We start from the raw sequence: 23,389 nt of genomic DNA, 5'->3' as shown, positions 1-23,389 counted from the left end.
GTCAGTTTTCTCCACCCGCGATCATGTCTTTCAGGATCGTCGCCAGCCGGCTTCCGCCGACAGGAGCCATGTCCTTGGTTTCATGATGCGACAGTTCATTGCCGGTCATGCCGGCGGCGTAATTGGTGATGACGGAGGCGGCCGCCACCTTGAGCCCGAGGAAGCGGGCAAGGATCACTTCCGGCACGGTCGACATGCCGACCGCATCCGCCCCCATGATGCGGGCCATGCGGATTTCCGCCGGCGTCTCGAAGCTCGGGCCGGAGAACCACATGTAGACGCCGTTCTTGAGCGGCACGCCGGTCTTCATCGCCGCACGTTCCATGTCGACGGCCATGTCGGCGTCATAGGCATTGGTCAGTCCGACGAAGCGGTCGTCCGTCTCCTCGCCGATCAGCGGGTTGCGGCCCGTGAAGTTGATGTGATCGGAAATGCGCATCACCGAACCCGGCGGCATGTCTTCGCGGAGCGAGCCTGCCGAATTGGTCAGGATCAGATGCGTAACGCCGATGCCCTTCAGCACTTCCAGCGGCCGGCGCATCGCTGCGGCATCGCCCTTTTCATAGTAGTGCACGCGGCCTGAAAGCATAATGACAGGCACGCCGTTCAGCCTGCCCGCCACCAGTTCACCGGCATGGCCGGAAACGGCGCTGACAGGGAAGGCATCGAGTTCGGAATAGGGAATGCGGGTGACGACATCGACGGCCTCGACCAGAGAGCCGAGACCGGAGCCGAGCACGATGCCGTGGCGCGGCAAGAGGCCATCGAGCTTCGAGACCAGAAGGTCGATCGTCGCCCTCATCCGATCACCTCGGTTTCGAAGCTGTGCGGCAGCAGCTCGTTCATCGTCATCGTCTTCTTCACGCCCGTCTCGTCGCAGAGATAGATGCGCGTGTTGACGCTCGCGAACTCCTTGATGCGCTGGCGGCAGCCGCCGCAGGGCGGGCAGAGCGCCAGCTTTTCGGCAATCACGGCGATCTCGACGATCTGTTTCGCCCCGCCCATGACCATGTGGCTGATCGCGGTTGTCTCCGCGCACCAGCCTTCCGGGAAGGCGAGGTTCTCGATATTGGCGCCGGCATAGATCTTGCCGTCCTCGGCGCGGATGGCCGCACCGACGGGGAATTTCGAGTAGGGCGCATGGCAGAGCGCCATGGCCTTTTTCGCGGCTTCATAAAGGTCTGCCGACATATCAACGCTCCTTCACATAAGGCACGCCCGAGGCCTTGGGCGGCGAGGCCTTGCCGATGAAGCCGGCCAGCAGAACCACGGTCAGGATGTAGGGCAGCGCCTGGATGGCCTGATCGGGAATGCTGCTCATGATCGGAAGTTCCACGTTCTGGCTGTAAATCGACAATGCGTCGAGGAAGCCGAACAGGAGGCAGGTGAGAAGAATGTTCTTCGGCTTCCAGTTGGCGAAGACGAGGGCGGCGAGCGCGATGAAGCCGCGGCCGGCCGACATGTTCTTCACGAAACCATTGGCCAGCGCCATGGAGAGATAGGCCCCGGCGAGACCGCAGAGCATGCCGCCGCAGATGACGGCGAGATAGCGCATGCGCACGACCGAGATGCCGGCCGTGTCGACCGCACCCGGATTTTCACCGACGGCGCGGAGCCTGAGGCCAAAGCGCGTGCGGTAGAGCACCCACCAGGTGATCGGCACCATGGCGAAGGCGAAATAGGTCAGGAGATAATGGCCGGACAGGAGATCCGAGTAGATCGGCCCGAGAACCGGCACATCGCGCACGGCATCTGCCCCCGGCAGCTTGTAGGTCGCAAGCCGCGCATCGGCGGAAAGCGCCGGCGTTCGTCCGCCTTGCGCGAACCAGGCCTGACCGAGAATGACGGTGGCACCAGCCGCGATGAAGTTGATCGCCGTGCCCGAAACGATCTGGTCGCCGCGCTGGCTGATCGAGGCATAGCCGTGAACGAGCGAGAGCGCGACGGAGACCAGCATGGCAGCCCCGATGCCGGTCAGCGCCGAGCCGGTGACGGCGGCGGTTGCAGCACCTGCAAAGGCGGCGGCGAGCATCTTGCCCTCAAGGCCGATATCGACCACGCCGGAACGCTCGGCATAAAGGCCGGCGAGTGCCGTCAGGATCAGCGGCACCGAGACGCGGATGGTGGACTGAAGGAGAACGATAATCGTGTTGTGATCCATGGTCAGGCCCCTGCTGCCGCTTCGCTGCGGGATTTGCTTGCCCTCGCGAAGAACGCGGTGATGGCGGGACGGAACATATGTTCAAGCGCGCCGGCAAACAGGATGACGAGACCCTGGATGACGACGATCATGTCGCGGGTGATTTCCGGCATGTCGAAGGAAAGCTCGGCACCGCCCTGATAGAGCATGCCGAAGAGGATGGCGGCTAGCACGATGCCGACCGGATGCGAGCGGCCCATGAGCGCGACCGCGATGCCGACGAAGCCGGCGCCGGTGACGAAATCCTGCTGGATGCGATACTGGTCGCCCATGATCGGGTTCAGCGCCATCAGACCGGCCAGCGCGCCGGAAATCAGCATGGCGATGACGACGATGCGCTTGCTCTTCATGCCGGCGAAGCGCGCGGCATGCGGCTGGAAGCCCATGGTGCGCATTTCATAGCCAAGGCGGGTGCGCCAGATCAGCACCCAGACGACGAAGGCGGCCACCAGCGCGACGAGGAAAGAGAAGTTGAACGGCGCGCCACCGATGTCGAGCCCGAAGATCGAAAGCAGCCAATCGAGCTTCGGCAATTGCCCGCCGGGCTCGAAGGTGCGCGACTGCGCCGCCATCTGGCCGAGCGGCTTGAAGACGTTGAGCAGCATGTAGAGCATCAGGTTCGATGCGATATAGTTGAACATGATCGTGGTGATCACGATATGGCTGCCGCGATAGGCCTGCAGCCAGGCCGGGATCAGCGCCCAGAGCGCGCCAAAGGCCATGGCACCGAGGCTTGCCAGCACGAAGACGAGATACCAGGGCATGGTGTGGTCGAAGGTCAGACAGGCTGCCGCAACGCCGATGCCGCCGACATAGGCCTGACCTTCCGCGCCGATATTGAACAGGCCGGCATGAAAGGCGACGGCCACGGCAAGGCCGGTGAAGATGAAATAGGTGGCGTAATAGAGCGTGAAGCCGATGCCCTCGCCCGAGCCGAAGGCGCCGGTGATCATGATGCGGGCGGCTTCCAGCGGGTTTTCACCGACGAAGACCACGACGATACCGGCGACGAGGAAGGCGACGGCAAGGTTGACCAGCGGAATGAGGGCATATTCCACCCAGACCGGCAGTTTCGCGAAAGGGGTGCTCATTCGGCGGCCTCCAGCTTCTGTTCCACGCCGGCCATCAACAGGCCGATCTCGCCTTCGGAGGCATCCGGATTGCGCTCGCCGGCAATGCGGCCGGCAAACATGACGATGATACGGTCGGCCAGCGAGCGGATTTCATCGAGCTCCACCGAAACGAGCAGGATGGCCTTGCCCTGATCACGCATCTCGATGATGCGCTTGTGGATGAATTCGATCGCGCCCACGTCGACGCCGCGCGTCGGTTGGCCGATGATCAGCACATCGGGATTGCGTTCCATTTCGCGCGCGAGAACGATCTTCTGCTGGTTGCCGCCGGAGAAGTTCGCCGTCTTGAGACGCGGGTTCGGCGGGCGGATGTCGTATTGCTCGATCTTGTCCATCGCATCCTTGCGGACGGACTCGACATCGAGAAGGAAGGATTGGCCAAATTTCCTGTCGCCGTGGTAGCCGAGCATGGCGTTCTCGGCTTCCTCGAATTTCAGCACGAGGCCGGTGTGATGGCGGTCTTCCGGCACATGGGCGAGGCCGCGGCGGCGCATGTCGGCCGGGTCGCCGGGTCCGGTGATGTCCACCGGCTGGCCGTTGAGCGTCACCGTGCCGCTGGTTGCCGGGCGCATGCCGGCAATGGCTTCGAGAAGTTCGGACTGGCCGTTGCCCGCGACGCCGGCAATCCCGACGATCTCGCCAGCCCGCACATCGAAGGACACATTGTCGACCATGGTCACGCCGCGGCTGTCGCGGACGGTGAGGTTGCGGACGGAAAGCTTGACCTCGCCCGGCTTTGCCTCGCCCTTTTCGACATGCAGGAGAACGCGGCGGCCGACCATCAGCTCGGCCAGCTCTTCAACACTCGTCTCGGACGTCTTGCGGGTGGCGACCATTTCGCCGCGGCGCATGACGGAAACCTCGTCGGTGATCGCCATGATCTCGCGGAGCTTGTGGGTGATGAGGATCACCGTCTTTCCCTGCTCCTTCAGCTGCGCCAGGATGCGGAACAGGTGATCGGCCTCGGGAGGCGTGAGCACGCCCGTCGGCTCGTCGAGGATGAGGATATCGGCCTTGCGATAGATGGCTTTCAGGATTTCGACACGCTGCTGCACGCCGACGGGAAGCTCCTCGATGATCGCATCGGGATCGACTTCCATCTCGTACTGCTCTTCGAGCCGCTTGAGTTCGGCCCGCGCCTTGGTGATGCCCTTGGTCAGGATCGCGCTTTCCTCGGCGCCCAGCATGATGTTTTCGAGCACGGAGAAATTCTCGACGAGCATGAAATGCTGGTGGACCATGCCGATGCCGGCGGAGATCGCAGCCTTGGAATCCTTGATATTGGCCTTCTGGCCGGAAATGAAAATCTCGCCGCTATCGGCCTGGTAGAAGCCGTAGAGGATGGACATCAACGTCGACTTGCCGGCGCCATTTTCGCCGATAATGCCGTGGATCGTCCCCTTGGCGACCTTGAGATTGATGTTCTTGTTGGCATGGACCGCGCCGAAACGCTTGTCGATGCCCTTGAGTTCTATCGCGAAATCGCTCATGTCAAACCGTTTTCAGATGATGACCGGCCCCAACGGCATTGCTGTCAACGTTGACTGGCAAATTGCCGCTTGTAAAGCCCGGCCCGAAACCCGGGCACTCTGGAGGACGACAAAGATGAGCCAGACAGAAGACGACCGCATTGCCCGACTTGAGGAACATGCGGCACATCAGGCAAGAATGATCGAGGAGCTGTCAGGCGAAGTGGCCCGCCAGTGGAAAATCATCAATGCGATGCAGGTGAAACTCGACCGCCTGGCCGAGCGCTTCATGGCGCTGGAAGAGGCATCCATCGAGGCCCATCCGGTGAGCCGCCCACCGCATTTCTGACCGGATCGAGGCTTCGCCTCACCGCCAATGGCCTGCGCCCGCCAATGAGCGCAAAATCCGCATTCCCCAGCCGTCTTGCTTTTCTTATCCGGCAAAAAAAGACCGCTCCCGGATGAGCCGGGAGCGGTCCTGATATCGTCAACCGATCAATAGGGGCACTTTTCGTCCGACATGTAGTCGTGGACCTGCACCTTGCCGGATTCGATGTCGGCGCGCGCCTTCTTGACGGCGGCTTCCATTTCCGGGGTCACGAGCTTCTTGTTGTTGTCGTCCATGGCAACATCAACACCCTTTTCCTTCAGGCCGAGCACGTCGATGCCAGCCTTGAAGGTGCCGTCCTTGCCAGCCTTGAAGGCATCATAGACGGCAACGTCAACGCGCTTCATCATCGAGGTGAGAACCTTGCCCGGCTGCAGGCCGTTCTGGTTCGAGTCAACGCCGATGCCGAGCTTGCCGGCGTCTGCGGCAGCCTGGAGAACGCCAACGCCCGTGCCGCCGGCAGCGTGGTAAACCACGTCAGCGCCCTGCGATATCTGCGACTTGGTGATTTCGCCGCCCTTGACCGGGTCGTTCCATGCAGACGGGTCGGAGCCCGTGTAGGCCTGGAGAACCTTGGCGTCAGCCTTGACCGACTTCACGCCGCCGGCATAGCCGCAGGCGAAACGGTGGATGAGCGGGATGTCCATGCCGCCGACGAAGCCGACAGTGCCGGACTTGGCAGCCATGGCAGCCATGACGCCGGCGAGGTAGGAGCCTTCCTGTTCCTTGAAGACGATCGACTTGACGTTCGGCGCCTTGACGACCGTGTCGATGACGACGAACTGCGTCTTCGGGAATTCGGCAGCGACCTTGGTGATGGCTTCGGTCCAGCTGAAGCCGGCCGTTACGATCGGGTTGTCGCCATCCTTGGCGAACTTGCGAAGCGCCTGTTCGCGCTGGGCATCGTTGGAAATTTCGAACTCGCGGAACTTGGTGCCGGTTTCCTTGGTGAACTTCTCAGCGCCATGGAAGGCAGCTTCGTTGAACGACTTGTCGAACTTGCCGCCGAGGTCGTAGATGATGGCCGGCTTGGCGTCTGCGGCCAGCACGGGTGCGGCCATGGCCGCCGTGGCCAGGAGACTGAGAACGAATTTCTTCATTTTTGAAAGCCCTGTTTTCTGATGTTTTCGGGTCTTTCCGCCGCCCCTCCACTTCAAGGCCGCGGAACGCCGGCCTCCCCTCTAGAAGGACCAAGCTCGCGGCATCCTTGCATGCCGGAAAAGAAAATTCACCAAAAATTTCTCAACCGGTCAAAAAAATTGGGTACGGGTGCGGCCCCATGAAAGCCGCTCCCATACCCCTGTTCAGTTTAGCAAAGCATCAATCAATAGCGCAGGTTACGCCCGTGCCGCGCAGGCCGCAGTAGCCGCCCGGATTCTTCGCCAGATACTGCTGGTGATAGTCCTCGGCGAAATAGAGCGGGCCGGCCGGCGCGATCTCGGTGGTGATCTCCGCGCGCACGCCACTGCCCTTCAGCGCCTGCTGGAAGGCATCGCGTGCGGCAAAGGCCGCCTTCAGGTCGGCGTCGTCATAGGTGTAGATCGTCGAACGATAGGTCGTGCCGACATCGTTGCCCTGGCGCATGCCCTGGGTGGGATCATGCACCTCGAAGAAGGACTTGAGCAATGCATTCAGGCTCACGACCTTCGGATCGTAGATCACCAGCACGACTTCGGCATGTCCGGTCAGGCCCGTCACCGTTTCCTGGTAGGTCGGATTGGGCGTGAAGCCGCCGGCATAGCCGGATGCCGTCACCCATACGCCGGGGATCTTCCAGTAATGACGCTCGGCGCCCCAGAAGCAGCCCATGCCGAACAGGATGCGCTTCATGCCGTCCGGATAGGGACCGGCGAGAGGGCGGCCGTTGACGAAATGGGTTTTCGATGTCGGGATCGGCTCCGGGCGGCCGGGCAGCGCGCGCGTAGGATCGGGCATGACAGTCTTCTTGTTCATCAGATCGGTCAGGAACATGGTCATCTCCTTTACACGAGAAATCGGGACACGCCTTCAGGCGAAGGCGGCATGCGAGACGCGACAAGGTGGCCTTTCAAACGTCTCAGGCCGTGAAGCGACCGGCCGGCTTCTTCCGCTTGTAGCCGAGGATCCAGAAAATCAGCGCGAGCCCCAGGAACAGCGCAAAGGCCGGCTGGCTGAACAGGCGCAGAAGCATGTCCTGCAACTGCGTGCCGTCCGGCAGGCCAACAACATAGGCCTCCGCCTTTTCAAGGGCCTTGGGGGCGACGAATTCCACCACCGTCAGGCCCGGCGTCATGACCGGCGTGTCCGCCGCAAACGACTGGATCGTGTCCGCCGTGCCGGCAACAACGGCAGCAGCCAGAAAGAACACACTGAACAGGCGCAGCAAAAAGCGCATGACCTTCTATCTCATCTACAATGTCTGTTGACGTCTCATCCCGACCTGTCGCGTCCGGAGCGGTTGAAACAACCGCGAGTCACGCGTTCAAGTCGGTCCACCTTATCGACATGAGCCCTAAATAGAAAGCCGGCCTGCCAACGACAATGGCCGCCTCATCACGTCTTCGTCATCAAGCCTTCACAAGCTTCCACTTTTTCGGAAGAAAGCAGTTGATCCTTTCAATTCTATCGGTATATATCCGCCCGGCCTGCCGACGTCATTGATGTCGACGGCGCAAAGAGCAAGGGAATTACCGCCAAGGCAATCTCCCCGCACCCGCCGACTTAACCACGGCGGTTCAAGGCAAGGACAGGTGGCCGAGTGGTTTAAGGCGCACGCCTGGAACGCGTGTGTACGTGAAAGCGTACCGAGGGTTCGAATCCCTCTCTGTCCGCCATCTCCCCCCCTGAGACTTCACCTCTCCCGTCATCTTCCGGCCCCGATCGATCCCTTAGGACAGCGTTCGTACGCGCCTCGCTGCTACTTCAAACAACACTACATCGCCCCACTGCGGCTGTTCTTCGGTACGCAGGAAGAACTGGGCGCGCGGCGCGCTTCGACCTGCATTAACTCTTTGTTAACAAGTTAAAACAGGCACTCCCCGTGTATTACGGGCCCGTAATTGCGCAAGCTACAGACAAGCGACCTGAAATATTGTCGGGGTGCAAAATGACGATGATGTCATCAAAGGAATGAGCAATGATTGTTCTTGGAATGAGCGCAACGCTTATCGCCACCTTCACCCTGGCAGCGTTCTCCCTTCTTGTTTCCATCGATAGCGGCAGAGAGGCACCGGTAGACCCAGTGTTCTGATCACCCCCATCGAGGAGGGACATCCCGGAGAGTGGCACGATCTCTTTCGATCGCGCGGCCGGCGGTGCACCGCGGTCCTGCAGTCCTGCACCTGCCGCGCTAACCGGCAGACACGGATCATGAACCGACGCAAATGCGATGCGCCGGTTCAGCGATTGGCGCATCGCCTTGGCCGAGACCGGCCATTGACTTCACGCCTGTCGGCAGCAAAGACTGCGAGCCTGCAACACAGGCAAGGTCAAGATCGCATTCCCCATGAGCATCCAGTCCGTCAAAGACTTCTTCGCAAGCCACGCACCCGACATTTCCGTCATCGAGCTTGAAACCAGCACGGCCACCGTCGCGCTTGCGGCGGAGGGCCACGGCGTCGAACCGGGGCAGATCGCCAAGACGCTGGCTTTCCGGACCGATGACAGCGTGATCCTGGTCGTGGCCCGCGGCGATGCCCGGATCGACAACAAGAAGTTCAAGGCGATCTTTGGCGGCAAGCCGCGAATGCTGCCGCTGGAAGAGGTTGAGGCAGAAACCTCGCATCCCGTCGGCGGCGTCTGCCCCTTCGGGCTGCCGCGTCCTCTGCCGGTCTATTGCGACGTGTCGCTGCAGGCCTATGACGAGGTCGTCCCCGCTGCCGGCGCGATCAACGCAGCCGTCAGGATCGCGCCGCAGCGCATGGCGGAGCTGACATCGGCACAGTGGGTCGATGTGTGCCAGTGATCCGAATTATCTGAAGAAGACGACAGGGCAGACCCGGCTCAGAAGCCGGAACCGCCAAATGCTTCGTTGCGAAGCGTGCCCATGATGATGCTGATATCCAGCATCAGGGAATAGTTGTCGACATAGTAGAGGTCGGAAGCGGCGCGGGCGCGCGACTTGCTGGCCATGACCGTCGGACCGCGAAGGCCGCGCATCTGCGCCAGACCGGTGATGCCGGGACGCATGCGATGGCGCTTGTGATATTCAGGAACCAGATCCTCATAGAGCATGCCGGCGGCATGCATGCCGATGGCATGCGGGCGCGGGCCGACGAGCGACATGTCGCCCTTCAGCACGTTCAGCAGCTGCGGCAGTTCGTCGAGATTGGTCTTGCGAAGGATCGCGCCAAGCGGCGTGATGCGGCTGTCGCCGACGCGGGTCTGCGCGACGCCCGACTGGTCTCCCCGATCCGAATACATAGTACGGAATTTGTAGACCCGGATCTTGCAGCCCTTGCCCCAGCGCAGCTGCGAGAACAAGGCCGGTCCGGGGCTCGTCACCCTGATCATTAGTGCTATCAATAGAAGTGCAGGCAGTAGCACAATGAGCGCCGACAACGAGACTACAATATCCATCGCGCGCTTGATTGCCAGCTGCAGCGACTTTTCGTCGATGTGCTTGGCCGGGCGACGATCCGATCGAACTCCATTTGCGGGCAGCGGGCTAATTGCCTGCCCTACCGGTTCGTGACGAGCAAAACCCATGTCGGTGACCGCCATACGCAAAACCCCAGGATTGAAAACGACATTAATCACAATTCACTCGGCCAAATTTCACGCCGAGTTGGATGTCCATAGCGGAAAGCCATCTCGAAGCGCAAATATTTTTACGCTTCATTTACCTTATTTCTGAACCTAATTTTCACAATAACTAAAAAAGAACATTTTAAAAATAAAATAAATTTCCAAAAATCAATTCCACACAATGCTCAATTCAAATTGAGCAATATAAATTTGGAAAATAAAAAGCCAAATCTTCTATAATATAGCAACAATTCACAATATTTTATTATTTGAATTACCTATAATTATATATATTTAAATACCGCACCTTATGAACACAATAATACACCTCGGATGACAAAAAATAAAAACAAAACTGCAATATAGTTATATATAAAGCAAGTTCTTGCCGAATTGAACCAGATCACGCAGGCAGCCAGGAGGACTTCCGAAGAGGGCAGGAAGGGCTAAAACCCTACCGCCCTAGCATGCTCGCTGAGCGTCGCTCAGCGAGATACCTATCAGTCTTCGTTCATCTTGAGCGCCGCAATGAACGCTTCCTGCGGAATTTCGACCTTGCCGAACTGCCGCATGCGCTTCTTGCCTTCCTTCTGCTTTTCCAGAAGCTTGCGCTTGCGGGTGGCGTCGCCGCCGTAGCACTTGGCCGTCACGTCCTTGCGGAGCGCGCGGACCGTTTCACGCGCGATGACCTTGCCGCCAATGGCGGCCTGGATCGGGATCTGGAACATGTGCGGCGGGATCAGTTCCTTCAGCTTCTCGCACATGGCGCGGCCACGACGGTCAGCCGCCGAGCGGTGAACGAGGATGGACAGCGCATCAACCGGATCGCCATTGACGAGAATGTTGAGCTTGACGAGATCGCCTTCGCGATAGTCGGCCAGATTGTAGTCGAAGGACGCATAGCCCTTGGAGATCGACTTCAGGCGGTCATAGAAGTCGAAGACGACTTCGTTGAGCGGCAGTTCATAGGATACCATGGCGCGGCTGCCGATATAGGACAGGTCGGTCTGGATGCCGCGACGGTCCTGGCAGAGCTTGAGGATCGAGCCGAGATATTCGTCCGGCGTCATGATCGTTGCCTTGATCCAGGGCTCGTGGATCTCGTCGATCTTGACGACATCCGGCATGTCGGCCGGATTGTGCAGCTCGCGCTCCGTGCCGTCGGTCAGCCGGATCTTGTAGACCACCGAAGGTGCCGTGGCGACGAGGTCGAGATTGAATTCGCGTTCCAGCCGTTCCTGGATGATTTCCAGATGCAGCAGGCCGAGGAAGCCGCAGCGGAAGCCGAAGCCGAGTGCCGCCGACGATTCCATTTCGAAGGAGAAGGACGCATCGTTGAGGCGCAGCTTGCCCATGGCAGCGCGCAGGTCCTCGAAGTCGGCCGCATCGACGGGGAAGAGGCCGCAGAAGACCACCGGTTGGGCCGGCTTGAAGCCCGGCAGGGCCTTGTCGGTCGGGCGCTTGTCCTCGGTGATCGTATCGCCGACGCGGGTGTCGGCCACTTCCTTGATCGAGGCGGTGATGAAGCCGATCTCGCCGGGGCCGAGTTCTTCGACATTGACCATCTTGGGCGTGATGACGCCGACGCGCTCAATGCCGTATTTCGCATCCGTGCCCATCATGCGGATGGTCATGCCCTTGCGCAGCACGCCGTCGAGAATGCGGACCAGAACGATGACGCCGAGATAGGTGTCGTACCAGCTATCAACCAGCAGGGCCTTGAGCGGTGCATCCGCGCCCTTCTCGCTCTTCGGCGCGGGCAGCTTGTGGACGATGGCTTCGAGAACATCGGGAATGCCGAGGCCCGTCTTGGCCGAAATCAGCACGGCCTCGGAGGCGTCGATGCCGATCACTTCCTCGATCTGCTCCTTCACGCGGTCCGGCTCTGCCGCCGGCAGGTCGACCTTGTTGAGGACGGTGACGATCTCGTGATTGTTGTCGATCGCCTGGTAGACGTTGGCCAGCGTCTGGGCTTCGACGCCCTGCGATGCATCGACCACCAGAAGCGAGCCTTCGCAGGCCGACAGCGAGCGCGAGACTTCATAGGTGAAGTCGACGTGGCCGGGCGTGTCGATGAGGTTGAGGATATAGTCTTCACCATTGTTGGCCTTGTATTTCAGACGCACGGTCTGGGCCTTGATGGTGATGCCGCGCTCCTTCTCGATATCCATGTTATCGAGAACCTGTTCCGACATCTCGCGCAGTTCCAGACCGCCGCAGGTCTGGATCAGGCGGTCGGCCAGCGTCGATTTACCATGGTCGATATGCGCGACGATGGAAAAGTTGCGGATATGGTCGAGAGGGATGCGGGTCGAATCTGTGCTCATGACCGGGGCATATAGCAGTGGCTCCATCCCCGGAAAAGCGGAATCATAAGGCTTTGCGTGGTTAATGACCGCGAGGCACCCTCAATTTTCGCCCGTCGTCCGCCGGAAGGGCAGAATGGAGCGGATGCGGGCATCACGCAGCCAGAGCCCGCCCCACATGAAGGCAGCGAGGTAGAGGCTGAAGAGGATGTGCGAGAAGAGCGGGCTTTCGGCCCTCACCTGCGTGGCAATCGCGCCGCCGAACAGACCCGTCATCACGATGGCGCCGAGCAGACTGGTCGCCGGGATGACATAGAGGACAGTGCCGGCAAGCTCGATCAGCCCGATCATCAGCGCGTAGCCGTGCGGCCAGCCGAGGGCTGCGAGCGTTTCTTGCGCCACGGGCATGCCGAGAAGCTTGGGCGCAACAGATGCCCCCATCATGAAGAGCACGAAGAGTGCGCTCAAAGCCCGCCCCGTCCAGATCATCCACGGCCTGCTGTCCATAAGCTCCCCCTCGCCCGACTGGTTGATATCAACCCTAATCGGAGTGACCTCACTTCGGCAAGTGCCATAGGCGCGATTGCATTTTTTTCTAAGCTGATGTCGATTCCGGATTGGGTGGCGCGTCTCTTTGTCGACGGCGTCGATGGGCGGGGCCGGGAGCCAGCCTCAAGGAGGGGCGGATTTCATGCAGTACATGCTTCTGATTTACGAGAATGAGGAGATTTTCGGCGGGCCGGAGAAGAGCGGGCCAATCATGGCCGAAGTCGGACCCAAGCACTTCGCCTTCATCGGCGAAATGGGTGCTGCACGCCTCGGCGGTGCGGGCCTGAAGGGCACCGCCTTTGCCACCACCGTGCGGACGGAGAGCGGTCAGCAGACGATCCATGACGGCCCCTTCGCCGAGACCAAGGAACAGCTCGGCGGCTACTATCTCATCGATGTTCCCGATCTCGACGCGGCGATTGCGCTCGCCCGGAAGGTGCCGCTGGGGCGTGATGGGGCGATCGAGATCCGGCCGCTGATCCCGATGCCGCCGGGCATGACCCGCTAGGTCCAAGATGAGCCAGAAGGCGCTTGAAGACGCATTCCGGGAGGCAGGCGGACGGATTGTCGCCGCGCTTGCCGCCCGGTTCCGCGATCTCGACATTGCCGAGGAGGCCTTTGCCGAGGCCTGCTCTCGGGCGGCCAAGGCCTGGCCGGTCTCCGGCCCGCCGGATGCGCCGTCCGCATGGCTCTACCGCACCGCCGAGCGGGCCGCTCTCGATCTGGTCCGGCGGCGGCAGGTTCGCCAGACCCTCGTTCCCGATCCACCCGAGCCGGAGCCAACAGCGGAGGAGCTGATGAGTGCCGACAGCGCCATCATTCCGGAAGAACGGCTGCGGCTGATCTTCGTCTGCTGCCACCCGGCGGTGGCGCCGGACAGTCGCGCAGCGCTGACGCTCCGGCTCGTCTGCGGACTGGAAATTGCCGAAATTGCGCGGGCGTTTCTGACCAACGACATCGCACTGCAGCAGCGGCTGGTGCGCGCCAAGCGCAAGATCCGCGAGGCAGGCGTCAGTTTCGAGGTGCCAGGCCCGGAGCATTGGCCGGAGCGGCTGGGGGCGGTGCTTTCGACGCTGGAGGTCGCCTATTCGAAGGCGCATGAGGATGCGGCGGGATCAGGCCGCCATGCCGGCTTTGCCGCCGAGATGCTGGCACTGACCGCCCTTCTCGCCACCATGATGCCGGACGAAGCGGAGGTGCAGGCGCTGGCCGCCATCGTCCGTTTCGCCGAGGCGCGAAGGCCGGCGCGGCGCGCTGCCGATGGCGCCATGATCCCGCTGTCGGAGCAAGACCCGGCGCGGTGGTCGGCAGAGCTGATTGCCGAGGCGCGGCGCTATTGCGGACGGGCGCTTTCCATCGGCTCGCCGGCGCCGCGCATTCTCAACATGATGATCCATGCGCTGTGGTGTGGCCGCAGGAGCCTTGAGGAGCCGCCGCCGTGGAAGGCAGTGCTTTCGGCCTATGATCTGCTGGCCGGGCTGCAGGACAATCCGATCGTCACGATCAACCGTGCCGTGGCGCTGGCGGAGGTCGAGGGACCGGAGGCGGCGCTTGCCGCCATTGCCGGGCTTGAACCCGCCCGCTTTGCGACCTTCCTGCCCTATCAGGCGCTGGTCGGCGATCTACTCGCCCGCACCGGCGACGTTGAGGGTGCCCGCGCCGCCTTCGACCGCGCGCTGGCGCTCGGCCCCGGCGAGGCGGAAGCGCTTTATATCGCTGCGCGGCGGGAAGCACTCTCCGGCGCGTGATCCAGGAACTGTTCCGGCCAGTCGCGCCGGGTGGCGACCTGGCCCTCCTTGCGGAGCCGGATGACTTCGGCGAGGTCGATTTCCGTCACCAGCCAGCTTGAGCTTGCAACCTCTTCCTCCGGGCTTTCGGCGAAGACGCCGGAGGGCGGCATGCCGTAATCCGGGGGGACATAGAGGGCGGCGCGGCCCTTGTTTTCGTCCATGGCGGGGGACCAAGGCGCGTTGCCGGCGGTTGGCGAGGCGAGCACGGCGATCTGGTTTTCGAGTGCTCTGGCCTGTGCGCCAATGCGGACGCGATAGCTGCCGGCGAGCGTGTCGGTGCAGGAGGGCGCGAGGATCAGGTCGGCGCCCGCTTCCGCGAGCTTGCGGGCGAGAATCGGGAATTCGTTGTCGTAGCAGATGAGGATGCCGAGCCTGCCGATCGGCGTTTCGAAGGTCTTCAGCCCATGAGCGCCGGCCGCGATGAACCACTTTTCGCGCTCGAAGCGGGTCATGATCTGCTTGTCCTGCACGCCAATCAGGCCTTGCGGGCCGAAGAGCAAGGCGCGGTTGCGGTATTGTCCGTCCGCATCCAGAACCGGGGCGGAGCCGGGCGAGAAGAGGATGTTGTGGTTGGCGGCAATCTCGGCGCAGAGCTCGACCCAGCGCGGGATCAGCGGCTGGATGCCGGCAATCGAGCCATGGAGGTCAGAGCGGGTTTCGGCATCCAGCTGGCCGGCCAGAACCATGGCGGCATATTCGGGCAGCAGCGCCAGTTCCGCACCCTGCCGCGCCGCTTCGCCGACCAGTGTCGTCAGGTGGTGGGCGTATTCGTCCCAGGTTTCGATGAGGTCGATCGAATATTGGCAGGCGGCGAGTTTCACCATCGCGGGCAGTCTTCCTTGTATTTCAGGCCGTCTTTGCTGTGCTGAGCCGAAGGAACTCAGAGTTCCTTGATCCAGAAGGACATGGGCTTGGGGCTTTCTTCCGTCTCGTCGAGATCCTGCCAGTTGAACGTGGTGCGCAGATCAGGGCGGGGAAGATAGCCGCGGTTGCGCCAGAATTCGTCGAGCGGCACGTAGTTGTCGGGCCGGCGCGGATGGTCGTCCGGGCGTTCGACGGCGCAGAAGGTGCAATGCGTCATGCCGCCGAGGTTCCTCGCATGATTTTCGCGCTCCTCGATGAAGCGCACACCGATGCCCCTGCCCCGATAGCTCGAGCGGAGAATGGATTCGCCGAAATAGAAGATCGCGTCTGTATTGAAGCCCCCGACGACGAAGGGCGCCTTGACCTCGCGGGTTTCCCCCTTCATCGGCGTGCCGGTCGCGGCACCCACGATCTCGTTTCCATCGAAGGCGAGCACGAAGACCGAGCCCGGCGAGCGGGCATAGGTGGAGAGATATTTGCGCTCGTATTCCTTCGAGCCCTCGTAGAGATAGGGGAAGGCGCGGAAGACCTCGATGCGCAGCCGCGCCACATCGTCGAAATACGGCACTGCCGCAGGACCGGAGAAAGTCTTGATCGTCAGCGTCATGGCGTTTCCTCTTCCCGAACGGTTCATTCCCTTATGTTTCCCACAAGTCCGGTGGGGAAAGCGGTTCCCAGCTTCACCGGAATTGCTCTATATCCCAAGCTCACAGAGCAACCGGAGTTCCCTTCATGCCAGCAGCAGAGCTGATCGCCGCCTATTACGACGCCTTCAACGCCGGCGACATGGATCGCTTCCTGTCGCTGCTTTCCGACGACGTCGCCCATGACATCAACCAGGGCGAACGGCAGGTCGGCAGACAAGCCTTTTCCGCCTTCATGGCGCACATGAACCGCTGCTACAAGGAACACCTGACGGACATGGTGATCATGACAAGCGCCGATGGCAAGCGGGCCTCAGCAGAATTCGTGGTCAATGGTGAGTATCTTGCTACCGACGAGGGCCTGCCCGAGGCAAACGGCCAGACCTACAGGCTGCCGGCCGGCGCCTTTTTCGACATCCGCGACGGCAAGGTGGCCCGCGTGACGAACTACTACAATCTCAATGACTGGATTGCGCAGGTGGGTGGGTGAGGCTTCACTCTCCTCCGTCATACCGGCCTTGAGCCGGTATCCAGCCAGCCCGCGTCTGCGGGCTGAGAAGACTCTTGTTTCGCGTCTCTATCGTCCATGAGTCCCTTGCGCGATGGACATCGCGCGCTGGATGCCGGATCAAGTCCGGCATGACGGAGCGTATGGGAACGCCGTCCCCTCAGATCACCGTGAACCCATGCGCATAAGGGTCGCGGTCGTCGATGAAGATGGTGTTGAAGCCGGTCTGGCGGGCCCAGCCGCCGACGGAGGGGATGATGCCGTCGCGGTTGCCGACCTTGACGGCCGCCTCGACCCGGCCCTTGAAGAGCGAGCCGATGATGCTTTCATGGATGAAATCGTCGCCGACCTTCAGCTTGCCCTTGGCGGCCCATTGCGCCATGCGGGCAGACGTGCCGGTGCCGCAGGGTGAACGGTCGATGGCCTTTTCACCGTAGAACACGGCGTTGCGGGCGGTCGCTTCCGGATGCTTCGGCGCACCGGCCCACAGGATGTGGCGCAGGCCGTTGATTTCCGGGTTTTCCGGGTGGACGAATTTATACTTCTCGTTCAGCGCCTTGCGCAGCTTCGGCGAGAAGCCGACCAGCTCGCCGGCGGTGTAATCGGCGATGTCGCGGAAGCAGTCCTGCGGGTCGACGATGGCGTAGAAATTGCCGCCATAGGCGACGTCCACCTTCACCTCGCCCAAGCCCTCGACCTCGGCGGTGAGCCCTTCTTCATAGAGGAAGGAGGCGACGTTGGTGAGGCGCACTTCCTCGACGAAACGGCCTTCCTGCCTGTAGGTCGCAACCACGAGGCCGGCGGGCGTATCAAGGCGCAGCACGCCCGGTTCCTTCGGCGTCACGAGGCCGTTTTCGATCGCCATCGTCACCGTGCCGATCGTGCCATGGCCGCACATGGGCAGGCAGCCGGAGGTTTCGATGAAGAGCACGGCGACATCGCAATCGGGCCGCGTCGGCGGATAGAGGATCGAGCCGGACATCATGTCATGGCCGCGCGGCTCGAACATGAGGCCGGTGCGGATCCAGTCGTATTCGGCGAGGAAATGCGCGCGCTTCTCGATCATGTTGGCGCCTTCGAGGCGCGGGCCGCCGCCGGCCACCAGACGGACCGGATTGCCGCAGGTGTGGCCGTCGATGCATTGGAACGTGTGATTGGCCATGGTGTCCTCGATGCGTTTCAGAAGCGCTGGGCGCGGAAGGGTTTGACGTCGATGGCCGGCGTCCTGCCATCGACAAGGTCGGCGACCAGTTCCGCCGTGCCGGCCGACTGGGTGAGGCCCAGATGGCCGTGACCGAAGGCATAGACGATAGCAGGCGTGGCCGATGAGGGCGAGATGACCGGCAGGCTGTCGGGCATGGAGGGCCGGAAGCCCATCCACTGCACCCCGCCTTCGGTCTTCAGTCCGGGCAGGAAGGCTTTCGCCTTCGACAACAGGAATTCGGCACGCTTCATGTTGGGCGCAAGCTTCAGCCCGCCCAGTTCCACGGCACCGCCGACGCGCACGCGCTCGCCGATGCGGCTCACCACGAAGGCGTGGTTGGAGAAGGTGACATGGGTCTTCAGATCGAAGGCGCCGGCCGGCAGGGTCGTATTGTAGCCGCGCTCGGTTTCGAGCGGAACGGCATCGCCGAGTTCGCGGGTGAGCGCCTTCGACCAGGCGCCACCGGCAATGACCGCGCGTTCATAGATGCCGTCGATGCGGCCACCTTCGATCCAGACGCCGCCTTCTGCCGGGCGAACTGCCTGAACTGTGGCGATCTCGATGCGCCCGCCTGCGGCCCGGAAACGGGTGGCCAGTTCCTCGACCCAGCATTTGGGATCAGTGACGTTGGACCAGTCGGGCGTGAAGCCGGCATGGGTGAAGCGCGGCGCAATGCCGGGCTGGATTTCGGCAATCTCGCCGGGGCTCCGAAGCAGGCGGAAGCGCACGCCGTGGCGCTCGCGTTCGCGCCATTCCGCCTGCGAGGCCTCGAACTGGGCGGCACCCTCATAGAGCTGCAGCTGCCCCTCGCGGCGGAGGAAGGCTTCCATGCCGTGATCCTTCGCCAGCCGCTCCAGCGCGTTGCGCGATTGCGTCATCAGCGAGACCTGGGCTTCCAGGGCGGCCTCGTAGCGGTCGGCCCAGCTGGCGCGCCAGAAGCGCAGGAGCCAGGGCGCGATATTCAGCGCATAAGCCGGCGGAATGGACAGCGGGCCCAGCGGATCGAGCAGCCATCTGGGCGCCTTGCTCATGACGCCGGGCGTGGCGAGCGGTGCGACATCGGTAAAGGCGAAAGCGCCGGCATTGCCCTGCGAGGTGGCTGAGGCCACGCCCTCGCGATCGAAGATCGTCACATCATGCCCGCGCACCGCCAGCTGCAGGCCCACCGAGACCCCAATAACGCCCGCTCCGATGATCGCGATTTTCATGACTGCCTGCTTGTGAAATTCCGATGAAGCTTCTGTATATTTTTTGTCGACAACGTTTTCAAGGGGGTGAACCTGGGGATGCGCCCCTCGCCCTCCCCCTCCTCCTGAGGTGCTGCCCGGAGGGTGGCCCCGAAGGATGCGCTTGTGGCACGGGGCCCTTGAGTGTGTGGCTGGGACCCTTCGAGGCCTGCGCTTTGCGCAGGCGCCTCAGGGTGAGGTTGAGACGGTGCCTCTAGCCGATCTCCCCCCTTGCGGGGGAGATGCCCGGCAGGGCAGAGGGGGGGGGGGGGGGTGCCTAACCGTTCTTCATATTCCGCTTTCATTGATCGTCCTGCCTCGCCACACCCCCCCCTCTGTCAGCTTCGCTGACATCTCCCCCGCAAGGGGGGAGATTGGCGTCGTGCCGCTTGCTCCACCCTCATCCTGAGGTGCCGCCCGCAGGGCGGCCTCGAAGGATCCGCTTGTGGCACGGAAGACCCTTGAGTGTGTGGCACAGGACCCTTCGAGGCCTGCGCTTTGCGCAGGCGCCTCAGGGTGAGGTCCCACGGGTGGGCACGCCGAAATCCCCGGAAAAAACCTCTCCCGAGTTCCACTCCGGTCTATCGCTCTTGCCCCTATCTTTGGGCGCAAACTTCCGGAGAGCCACGCTGACGCGCCGCCCTGATTGATTGGTATAAAAACGGCGGAGCGCCAGCGCGACCCGTCGAGATCTGCAAGGCAGGGCCTCATCCGACCCTGATCCTCAAACGCGGGCCGCCTCGCTAAGCCGTCTGCGGAGGCAGACGGGTTCTTTGGCGCAGCCAAGCCGCCGAGCCATTCGCGGCCCATCGGGGGAAACGTTTCATTGAGGTTTTTGTCTCAATGCCGCCCGCGTCCCCTGATGACATCCTCCGCACGTTACGAGGGACGCCACCAGGCTCTCCTCCCGCCTGAACCAGTCGTCGCTGGTCCATCCGGTGCCGGGAGAGCCACAGGATAAGCGGAGAGCAAAGAGTGGGGAAATTGTGGGATGAAATTTTTCCGTCGTGACGTCTTGAGGCACCCTTGGCGCAGCCCCGATAGGCAAAGGAGGTGCCGCGCCGTTGTGCCACGCGCTCCGCCATCCCTGGGCCTACCCCATCCCCGTTTGGAGAGGACGCGCCTCACAAAAAATCATAGGGAATGAACCCGCGCTCGTGCGGCTCGATGATCAGCTTGCGCTTGAGCGGCGGGACCGCCCGCTGGTGGCAGTCGCGGCGTTCGCAGATGCGGCAGGAAATGCCGATGGGCTCGAAGGCCTCGGCGCGGGCGATGTCGAGATCGTCGGCATAGACGAGTTCGCCGGCATATTCGATCTGGCAACCGAGCGCCAAAGCGTGGCGCTGCACCGGCGCGCGGAAGCCGCCGGAGCGTTTGGAGACGGTCATGGCGAGGCAGAGATAGCGCGCGCCATCCGGCGTTTCGGCCAATTGGCGGATGATGCGGTCGGGCGTCTCGAAGGCGCGGTGGACATTCCACAAGGGGCAGGCGGAGCCGAAGCGGGCAAATTGCAGCCGCGTGGCGCTGTGGCGCTTGGTAATCGTGCCAGCCTGATCCACACGGGCGAAGAAGAAGGGCACGCCCTTGGCCCCCGGCCGCTGCAGCGTGGAGAGCCGATGGCAGACCTGCTCAAGGCTCGCGCCGAAGCGGTCGCAGAGCAGTTCGAGATCGTAGCGCAATTCCTTCGCCGCCGCCGCAAACGCCCCATAGGGCAGCATGACTGCGCCGGCGAAATAATTGGCAAGACCGATGCGACAGATCGCGCCGGCGTCGCTTGAGCGGAATTCCGCCTTGGCGATGATCGCATCGATGATCTTCTGGTGCTCGATCAGCGCGATCTGGTGGGCAATCTGGAACGCGTTCGTCGCATTGTCGGCGCGCGGGTTCAGCGTCAGCACGCGACCGATGGGATCGTAGCGGCGCACCGCCGTTCCATCCCCGCTCATGACGACGCGGACGCGATGCTTCTTCTCGATCGTATCGGCCATCTGGCGCACGCGGTTGCGCGGGCTTTCGCCCATGCCGCTCGCAAGCTTCTCGGCGGCGACGTCCAGTTCGTGGATATAGTTGTCGATATAGTGGAAGAAGTCGCGCACCTCTTCGTAGGGCGTCGGCTCGGTGGCAGCGGCGCGCGCAATCGTGTCGTCCAGTTCCGCCAATTGCTCGCCCGCGCGACGCAGCGCGCGATGCATGGAGAGAAAGGCATGCGCCACATCCGGTGCGCTCTGGATGACGAGTTTCAGGTCCTGCACCGAGGGCTGGGCGCCGGAAAACAACGGATCGGCAAAGGCCTCGCCGAGATCGGCAATCAGCCGGTCGCTGTCATCCTGCGAGAGACTGGCGATATCCAGCGCGAATTGCGAGGCGAGCGCCAGCAGCACCGGCGCGGTCACATGCCGCTGGTTCGTTTCCAGCTGCGACAGGTAACTCACCGAAATGCCGAGCTTGCCGGCAAAGCCCGCCTGGGTCAGCCCCGCTTCCTGGCGGATATCGCGCAGTTTCCGGCCGATGAAGAGTTTTTGAGCACGCATGGTTCGCAATTTCGCAATTTTCAGATTTTTAATTTGATACTTTCACAACGCCACCTTTTCAATCCTTCCGATAGGAGTAATTTACCGCTAGCAATAAGGGAATGCGGGAGGGGAGGAGTTGTGCGGGTGCGCCCCGTCCACTCCGTCATGCCGGACTTGATCCGGCATCCAGCCGCGCGATGTCCATCGCGCGAAAGGGCTCCTGCTCAATGCATCTTTTCAGCCCGCAGACGCCGGCTGGCTGGATCCCGGCTCAAGGCCGGGATGACGGCGGAGAGAACAGGGAGCGAGAACAGCCATGCAGGACATCCTTGAAAAGCTCGAGGCGCGGCGTGCGGAAGCCCGGCTTGGCGGCGGCCAGAAGCGGATCGATGCGCAGCATGGCAAGGGCAAGCTGACGGCGCGCGAGCGCATTGATGTGCTGCTCGACGAAGGCTCCTTCGAAGAATACGACATGTACAAGGCGCATCGCTGCACCGATTTCGGCATGGCGGAGCAGACCTTCCCCGGCGATGGCGTCATCACCGGCTGGGGCACGATCAACGGCCGCCCAACTTACGTTTTCTCCCAGGATTTCACCGTCTTCGGCGGCTCGCTCTCCGAAACGCATGCCGAAAAGATCTGCAAGATCATGGATCTGGCCGTGCAGAACGGCGCGCCGGTCATCGGCCTGAACGATTCAGGCGGCGCGCGCATTCAGGAAGGCGTCGCCTCGCTCGGCGGCTATGCGGAAGTGTTCTGGCGCAATGTGCAGGCCTCCGGCGTCATCCCGCAGATTTCCGTCATCATGGGCCCCTGCGCCGGCGGCGCGGTCTATTCCCCGGCGATGACCGACTTCATTTATATGGTCAAGGATACGTCCTACATGTTCGTGACCGGCCCGGATGTGGTGAAAACCGTCACCAACGAAATCGTCTCGGCCGAAGAGCTCGGCGGTGCCTCGACGCATACGAAGAAATCCTCCGTTGCCGATGGCGCGTTTGAAAACGATGTCGAGGCGCTGATCGAAATCCGCCGCATGTTCGATTTCCTGCCGCTGTCGAGCCGCGAAAAGCCGCCGGTTCTGCCGACCGCCGACAAGCCGGACCGCCTTGAAATGGCGCTCGACACGATCATTCCGGACAATCCGAACAAGCCCTATGACATGCACGAGGTCATCGCTCGGATTGCCGACGAGGCCGATTTCTTCGAGGTGCAGAAGGATCACGCCAAGAATATTCTCTGCGGCTTTGTCCGTCTCAATGGCTCGACCGTCGGCATCGTCGCCAACCAACCCATGGTTCTGGCCGGCTGCCTCGATATCGACAGCGCCAAGAAGGCCGGCCGTTTCGTCCGCTTCTGCGACGCGTTCAACATTCCGATCCTGACGCTGGTCGACGTTCCAGGCTTCCTGCCCGGCACGGCCCAGGAATATGGCGGCATCATCAAGCATGGCGCGAAACTGCTCTTTGCCTATGCCGAAGCCACCGTGCCGAAAGTCACGGTCATCACCCGTAAGGCCTATGGCGGGGCCTATGACGTGATGTCGTCCAAGCATATCCGCGCCGACGTCAACTATGCCTGGCCAACCGCCCAGATCGCCGTCATGGGCGCCAAGGGCGCGACCGAAATCCTCTATCGCTCGGAACTGGGCGACCCGGACAAGATCGCCGCCCGCACGAAGGAATACGAAGACAACTTCGCCAACCCCTTCAAGGCAGCAGAACGCGGCTTCATCGACGAGGTCATCATGCCGCATTCGACCCGGCGCCGCGTGATTAGGGCATTTGAAATGCTGAAGACGAAGGACGTGCAGCAGCCGAAGAGGAAGCACGACAATATTCCGCTTTAACGAAAGGCAGGGGCTGCTATT

Annotated in this window: 22 protein-coding genes and 1 tRNA gene; 7 read left to right on the top strand and 16 right to left on the bottom strand. The window is 62.1% G+C overall.

The genetic code is table 11. The features are described from left to right. Position 1: 1 nt before the first annotated feature. From LQK84_RS06630 to LQK84_RS06610, 5 genes are read right to left on the bottom strand one after another with little or no spacing between them, the layout of a single operon-like run. The gene (locus LQK84_RS06630; protein ID WP_230827909.1) at positions 2–802 is read right to left on the bottom strand and encodes a purine-nucleoside phosphorylase; all 801 of its coding nucleotides are present in this window, start codon (positions 800–802) and stop codon (positions 2–4) included. After that, on the bottom strand, positions 799–1,191 hold the full coding sequence (locus LQK84_RS06625) for a cytidine deaminase (RefSeq protein ID WP_109855817.1): 393 nt from the start codon (positions 1,189–1,191) through the stop codon (positions 799–801). Before LQK84_RS06625 ends, LQK84_RS06630 begins: the two co-directional genes overlap by 4 nt. 1 nt (position 1,192) lies before the next feature. Continuing rightward, on the bottom strand, positions 1,193–2,161 hold the full coding sequence (locus tag LQK84_RS06620; protein ID WP_230827908.1) for an ABC transporter permease: 969 nt from the start codon (positions 2,159–2,161) through the stop codon (positions 1,193–1,195). A 2-nt stretch (positions 2,162–2,163) separates the two neighbouring features. Further along, entirely contained in the window at positions 2,164–3,291 is a 1,128-nt protein-coding gene (locus LQK84_RS06615; RefSeq protein WP_230827907.1) for an ABC transporter permease, read from the bottom strand. After that, positions 3,288–4,823 (bottom strand): ABC transporter ATP-binding protein, encoded by a 1,536-nt coding sequence (locus tag LQK84_RS06610; protein WP_230827906.1) that lies wholly within the window; start codon positions 4,821–4,823, stop codon positions 3,288–3,290. Before LQK84_RS06610 ends, LQK84_RS06615 begins: the two co-directional genes overlap by 4 nt. A 115-nt stretch (positions 4,824–4,938) precedes the next feature. Here LQK84_RS06610 and LQK84_RS06605 point away from each other — a divergent pair, with 115 nt between their 5' ends. Beyond that, complete coding sequence (locus LQK84_RS06605) at positions 4,939–5,151, top strand: SlyX family protein (RefSeq protein ID WP_230827905.1); 213 nt, start codon at positions 4,939–4,941, stop codon at positions 5,149–5,151. Positions 5,152–5,297: 146 nt separating this feature from the next. On the opposite strand, the gene LQK84_RS06600 is transcribed toward LQK84_RS06605, so the two are convergent. From LQK84_RS06600 to LQK84_RS06590, 3 genes are all read right to left on the bottom strand, one after another. Continuing rightward, the gene (locus tag LQK84_RS06600) at positions 5,298–6,290 is read right to left on the bottom strand and encodes a BMP family lipoprotein (protein WP_230827904.1); all 993 of its coding nucleotides are present in this window, start codon (positions 6,288–6,290) and stop codon (positions 5,298–5,300) included. A 220-nt stretch (positions 6,291–6,510) separates the two neighbouring features. Beyond that, a complete protein-coding gene (gene msrA, locus LQK84_RS06595) occupies positions 6,511–7,161 on the bottom strand; it encodes a peptide-methionine (S)-S-oxide reductase MsrA (RefSeq protein WP_230827903.1) in 651 nt (216 codons plus the stop codon). Positions 7,162–7,246: 85 nt separating this feature from the next. Then, positions 7,247–7,564, bottom strand: a complete 318-nt coding sequence (locus LQK84_RS06590) for a hypothetical protein (protein ID WP_230827902.1) — start codon at positions 7,562–7,564, stop codon at positions 7,247–7,249. Positions 7,565–7,913: 349 nt separating this feature from the next. Here LQK84_RS06590 and LQK84_RS06585 point away from each other — a divergent pair. Beyond that, positions 7,914–8,003 (top strand) — tRNA-Ser (locus LQK84_RS06585). Between the two features lie 671 nt (positions 8,004–8,674). Beyond that, positions 8,675–9,133, top strand: coding sequence for a YbaK/EbsC family protein (locus tag LQK84_RS06580; protein ID WP_230827901.1), 459 nt, complete (start codon positions 8,675–8,677; stop codon positions 9,131–9,133). Positions 9,134–9,171: 38 nt separating this feature from the next. Here LQK84_RS06580 and LQK84_RS06575 read toward each other — a convergent pair whose 3' ends face one another. The 3 genes from LQK84_RS06575 to LQK84_RS06565 all read right to left on the bottom strand — a co-directional run bounded on the left by LQK84_RS06575 (position 9,172) and on the right by LQK84_RS06565 (position 12,728). Further along, entirely contained in the window at positions 9,172–9,876 is a 705-nt protein-coding gene (locus LQK84_RS06575; RefSeq protein WP_442966925.1) for a sugar transferase, read from the bottom strand. A 539-nt stretch (positions 9,877–10,415) separates the two neighbouring features. Next, entirely contained in the window at positions 10,416–12,242 is a 1,827-nt protein-coding gene (gene lepA / locus LQK84_RS06570; protein ID WP_230827900.1) for a translation elongation factor 4, read from the bottom strand. Between the two features lie 81 nt (positions 12,243–12,323). Further along, a complete protein-coding gene (locus LQK84_RS06565; protein ID WP_230827899.1) occupies positions 12,324–12,728 on the bottom strand; it encodes a DoxX family protein in 405 nt (134 codons plus the stop codon). Between the two features lie 184 nt (positions 12,729–12,912). Here LQK84_RS06565 and LQK84_RS06560 point away from each other — a divergent pair, with 184 nt between their 5' ends. Both LQK84_RS06560 and LQK84_RS06555 read left to right on the top strand, forming a co-directional pair. Continuing rightward, complete coding sequence (locus LQK84_RS06560) at positions 12,913–13,278, top strand: YciI family protein (protein WP_230827898.1); 366 nt, start codon at positions 12,913–12,915, stop codon at positions 13,276–13,278. A gap of 7 nt (positions 13,279–13,285) precedes the next feature. After that, on the top strand, positions 13,286–14,518 hold the full coding sequence (locus tag LQK84_RS06555; protein ID WP_230827897.1) for an RNA polymerase sigma factor: 1,233 nt from the start codon (positions 13,286–13,288) through the stop codon (positions 14,516–14,518). Here LQK84_RS06555 and LQK84_RS06550 read toward each other — a convergent pair. Together LQK84_RS06550 and LQK84_RS06545 are read right to left on the bottom strand one after the other, a co-directional pair. Next, on the bottom strand, positions 14,479–15,384 hold the full coding sequence (locus tag LQK84_RS06550) for a carbon-nitrogen hydrolase family protein (RefSeq protein ID WP_230827896.1): 906 nt from the start codon (positions 15,382–15,384) through the stop codon (positions 14,479–14,481). The genes LQK84_RS06555 and LQK84_RS06550 overlap by 40 nt on opposite strands. 56 nt (positions 15,385–15,440) lie before the next feature. Then, on the bottom strand, positions 15,441–16,031 hold the full coding sequence (locus tag LQK84_RS06545; protein ID WP_230827895.1) for a GNAT family N-acetyltransferase: 591 nt from the start codon (positions 16,029–16,031) through the stop codon (positions 15,441–15,443). Positions 16,032–16,156: 125 nt separating this feature from the next. Here LQK84_RS06545 and LQK84_RS06540 point away from each other — a divergent pair, with 125 nt between their 5' ends. Next, positions 16,157–16,558, top strand: a complete 402-nt coding sequence (locus tag LQK84_RS06540; protein WP_230827894.1) for a ketosteroid isomerase-related protein — start codon at positions 16,157–16,159, stop codon at positions 16,556–16,558. 178 nt (positions 16,559–16,736) lie between these two features. On the opposite strand, the gene LQK84_RS06535 is transcribed toward LQK84_RS06540, so the two are convergent. The 3 genes from LQK84_RS06535 to LQK84_RS06525 all read right to left on the bottom strand — a co-directional run bounded on the left by LQK84_RS06535 (position 16,737) and on the right by LQK84_RS06525 (position 21,537). Continuing rightward, complete coding sequence (locus tag LQK84_RS06535) at positions 16,737–17,738, bottom strand: 4-hydroxyproline epimerase (RefSeq protein ID WP_230827893.1); 1,002 nt, start codon at positions 17,736–17,738, stop codon at positions 16,737–16,739. A gap of 17 nt (positions 17,739–17,755) precedes the next feature. Beyond that, positions 17,756–18,988, bottom strand: coding sequence for an NAD(P)/FAD-dependent oxidoreductase (locus LQK84_RS06530; RefSeq protein ID WP_230827892.1), 1,233 nt, complete (start codon positions 18,986–18,988; stop codon positions 17,756–17,758). Between the two features lie 1,142 nt (positions 18,989–20,130). Beyond that, entirely contained in the window at positions 20,131–21,537 is a 1,407-nt protein-coding gene (locus LQK84_RS06525; RefSeq protein WP_230827891.1) for a helix-turn-helix domain-containing protein, read from the bottom strand. 298 nt (positions 21,538–21,835) lie between these two features. Here LQK84_RS06525 and LQK84_RS06520 point away from each other — a divergent pair, with 298 nt between their 5' ends. Continuing rightward, positions 21,836–23,368 (top strand): acyl-CoA carboxylase subunit beta, encoded by a 1,533-nt coding sequence (locus LQK84_RS06520; RefSeq protein WP_230827890.1) that lies wholly within the window; start codon positions 21,836–21,838, stop codon positions 23,366–23,368. The last annotated feature ends 21 nt before the right edge of the window (positions 23,369–23,389 follow it).

It is taken from the genome of Rhizobium sp. C4, from assembly GCF_021026315.1.
Taxonomy (GTDB): Bacteria; Pseudomonadota; Alphaproteobacteria; order Rhizobiales; family Rhizobiaceae; genus Ensifer_A.
Note: the sequence above shows the minus strand (reverse complement) of the source record. Positions and strands in the feature narration are given on the sequence as shown.

Bases quoted from the DNA above. Each gene is read 5' to 3' on its own strand.
- LQK84_RS06630 (WP_230827909.1), bottom strand. From the start codon at position 802: ATGAGGGCGACGATCGACCTTCTGGTCTCGAAGCTCGATGGCCTCTTG.
- LQK84_RS06625 (WP_109855817.1), bottom strand. From the start codon at position 1,191: ATGTCGGCAGACCTTTATGAAGCCGCGAAAAAGGCCATGGCGCTCTGC.
- LQK84_RS06620 (WP_230827908.1), bottom strand. From the start codon at position 2,161: ATGGATCACAACACGATTATCGTTCTCCTTCAGTCCACCATCCGCGTC.
- LQK84_RS06615 (WP_230827907.1), bottom strand. From the start codon at position 3,291: ATGAGCACCCCTTTCGCGAAACTGCCGGTCTGGGTGGAATATGCCCTC.
- LQK84_RS06610 (WP_230827906.1), bottom strand. From the start codon at position 4,823: ATGAGCGATTTCGCGATAGAACTCAAGGGCATCGACAAGCGTTTCGGC.
- LQK84_RS06605 (WP_230827905.1), top strand. From the start codon at position 4,939: ATGAGCCAGACAGAAGACGACCGCATTGCCCGACTTGAGGAACATGCG.
- LQK84_RS06600 (WP_230827904.1), bottom strand. From the start codon at position 6,290: ATGAAGAAATTCGTTCTCAGTCTCCTGGCCACGGCGGCCATGGCCGCA.
- msrA (WP_230827903.1), bottom strand. From the start codon at position 7,161: ATGTTCCTGACCGATCTGATGAACAAGAAGACTGTCATGCCCGATCCT.
- LQK84_RS06590 (WP_230827902.1), bottom strand. From the start codon at position 7,564: ATGCGCTTTTTGCTGCGCCTGTTCAGTGTGTTCTTTCTGGCTGCTGCC.
- LQK84_RS06580 (WP_230827901.1), top strand. From the start codon at position 8,675: ATGAGCATCCAGTCCGTCAAAGACTTCTTCGCAAGCCACGCACCCGAC.
- LQK84_RS06575 (WP_442966925.1), bottom strand. From the start codon at position 9,876: ATGGGTTTTGCTCGTCACGAACCGGTAGGGCAGGCAATTAGCCCGCTG.
- lepA (WP_230827900.1), bottom strand. From the start codon at position 12,242: ATGAGCACAGATTCGACCCGCATCCCTCTCGACCATATCCGCAACTTT.
- LQK84_RS06565 (WP_230827899.1), bottom strand. From the start codon at position 12,728: ATGGACAGCAGGCCGTGGATGATCTGGACGGGGCGGGCTTTGAGCGCA.
- LQK84_RS06560 (WP_230827898.1), top strand. From the start codon at position 12,913: ATGCAGTACATGCTTCTGATTTACGAGAATGAGGAGATTTTCGGCGGG.
- LQK84_RS06555 (WP_230827897.1), top strand. From the start codon at position 13,286: ATGAGCCAGAAGGCGCTTGAAGACGCATTCCGGGAGGCAGGCGGACGG.
- LQK84_RS06550 (WP_230827896.1), bottom strand. From the start codon at position 15,384: ATGGTGAAACTCGCCGCCTGCCAATATTCGATCGACCTCATCGAAACC.
- LQK84_RS06545 (WP_230827895.1), bottom strand. From the start codon at position 16,031: ATGACGCTGACGATCAAGACTTTCTCCGGTCCTGCGGCAGTGCCGTAT.
- LQK84_RS06540 (WP_230827894.1), top strand. From the start codon at position 16,157: ATGCCAGCAGCAGAGCTGATCGCCGCCTATTACGACGCCTTCAACGCC.
- LQK84_RS06535 (WP_230827893.1), bottom strand. From the start codon at position 17,738: ATGGCCAATCACACGTTCCAATGCATCGACGGCCACACCTGCGGCAAT.
- LQK84_RS06530 (WP_230827892.1), bottom strand. From the start codon at position 18,988: ATGAAAATCGCGATCATCGGAGCGGGCGTTATTGGGGTCTCGGTGGGC.
- LQK84_RS06525 (WP_230827891.1), bottom strand. From the start codon at position 21,537: ATGCGTGCTCAAAAACTCTTCATCGGCCGGAAACTGCGCGATATCCGC.
- LQK84_RS06520 (WP_230827890.1), top strand. From the start codon at position 21,836: ATGCAGGACATCCTTGAAAAGCTCGAGGCGCGGCGTGCGGAAGCCCGG.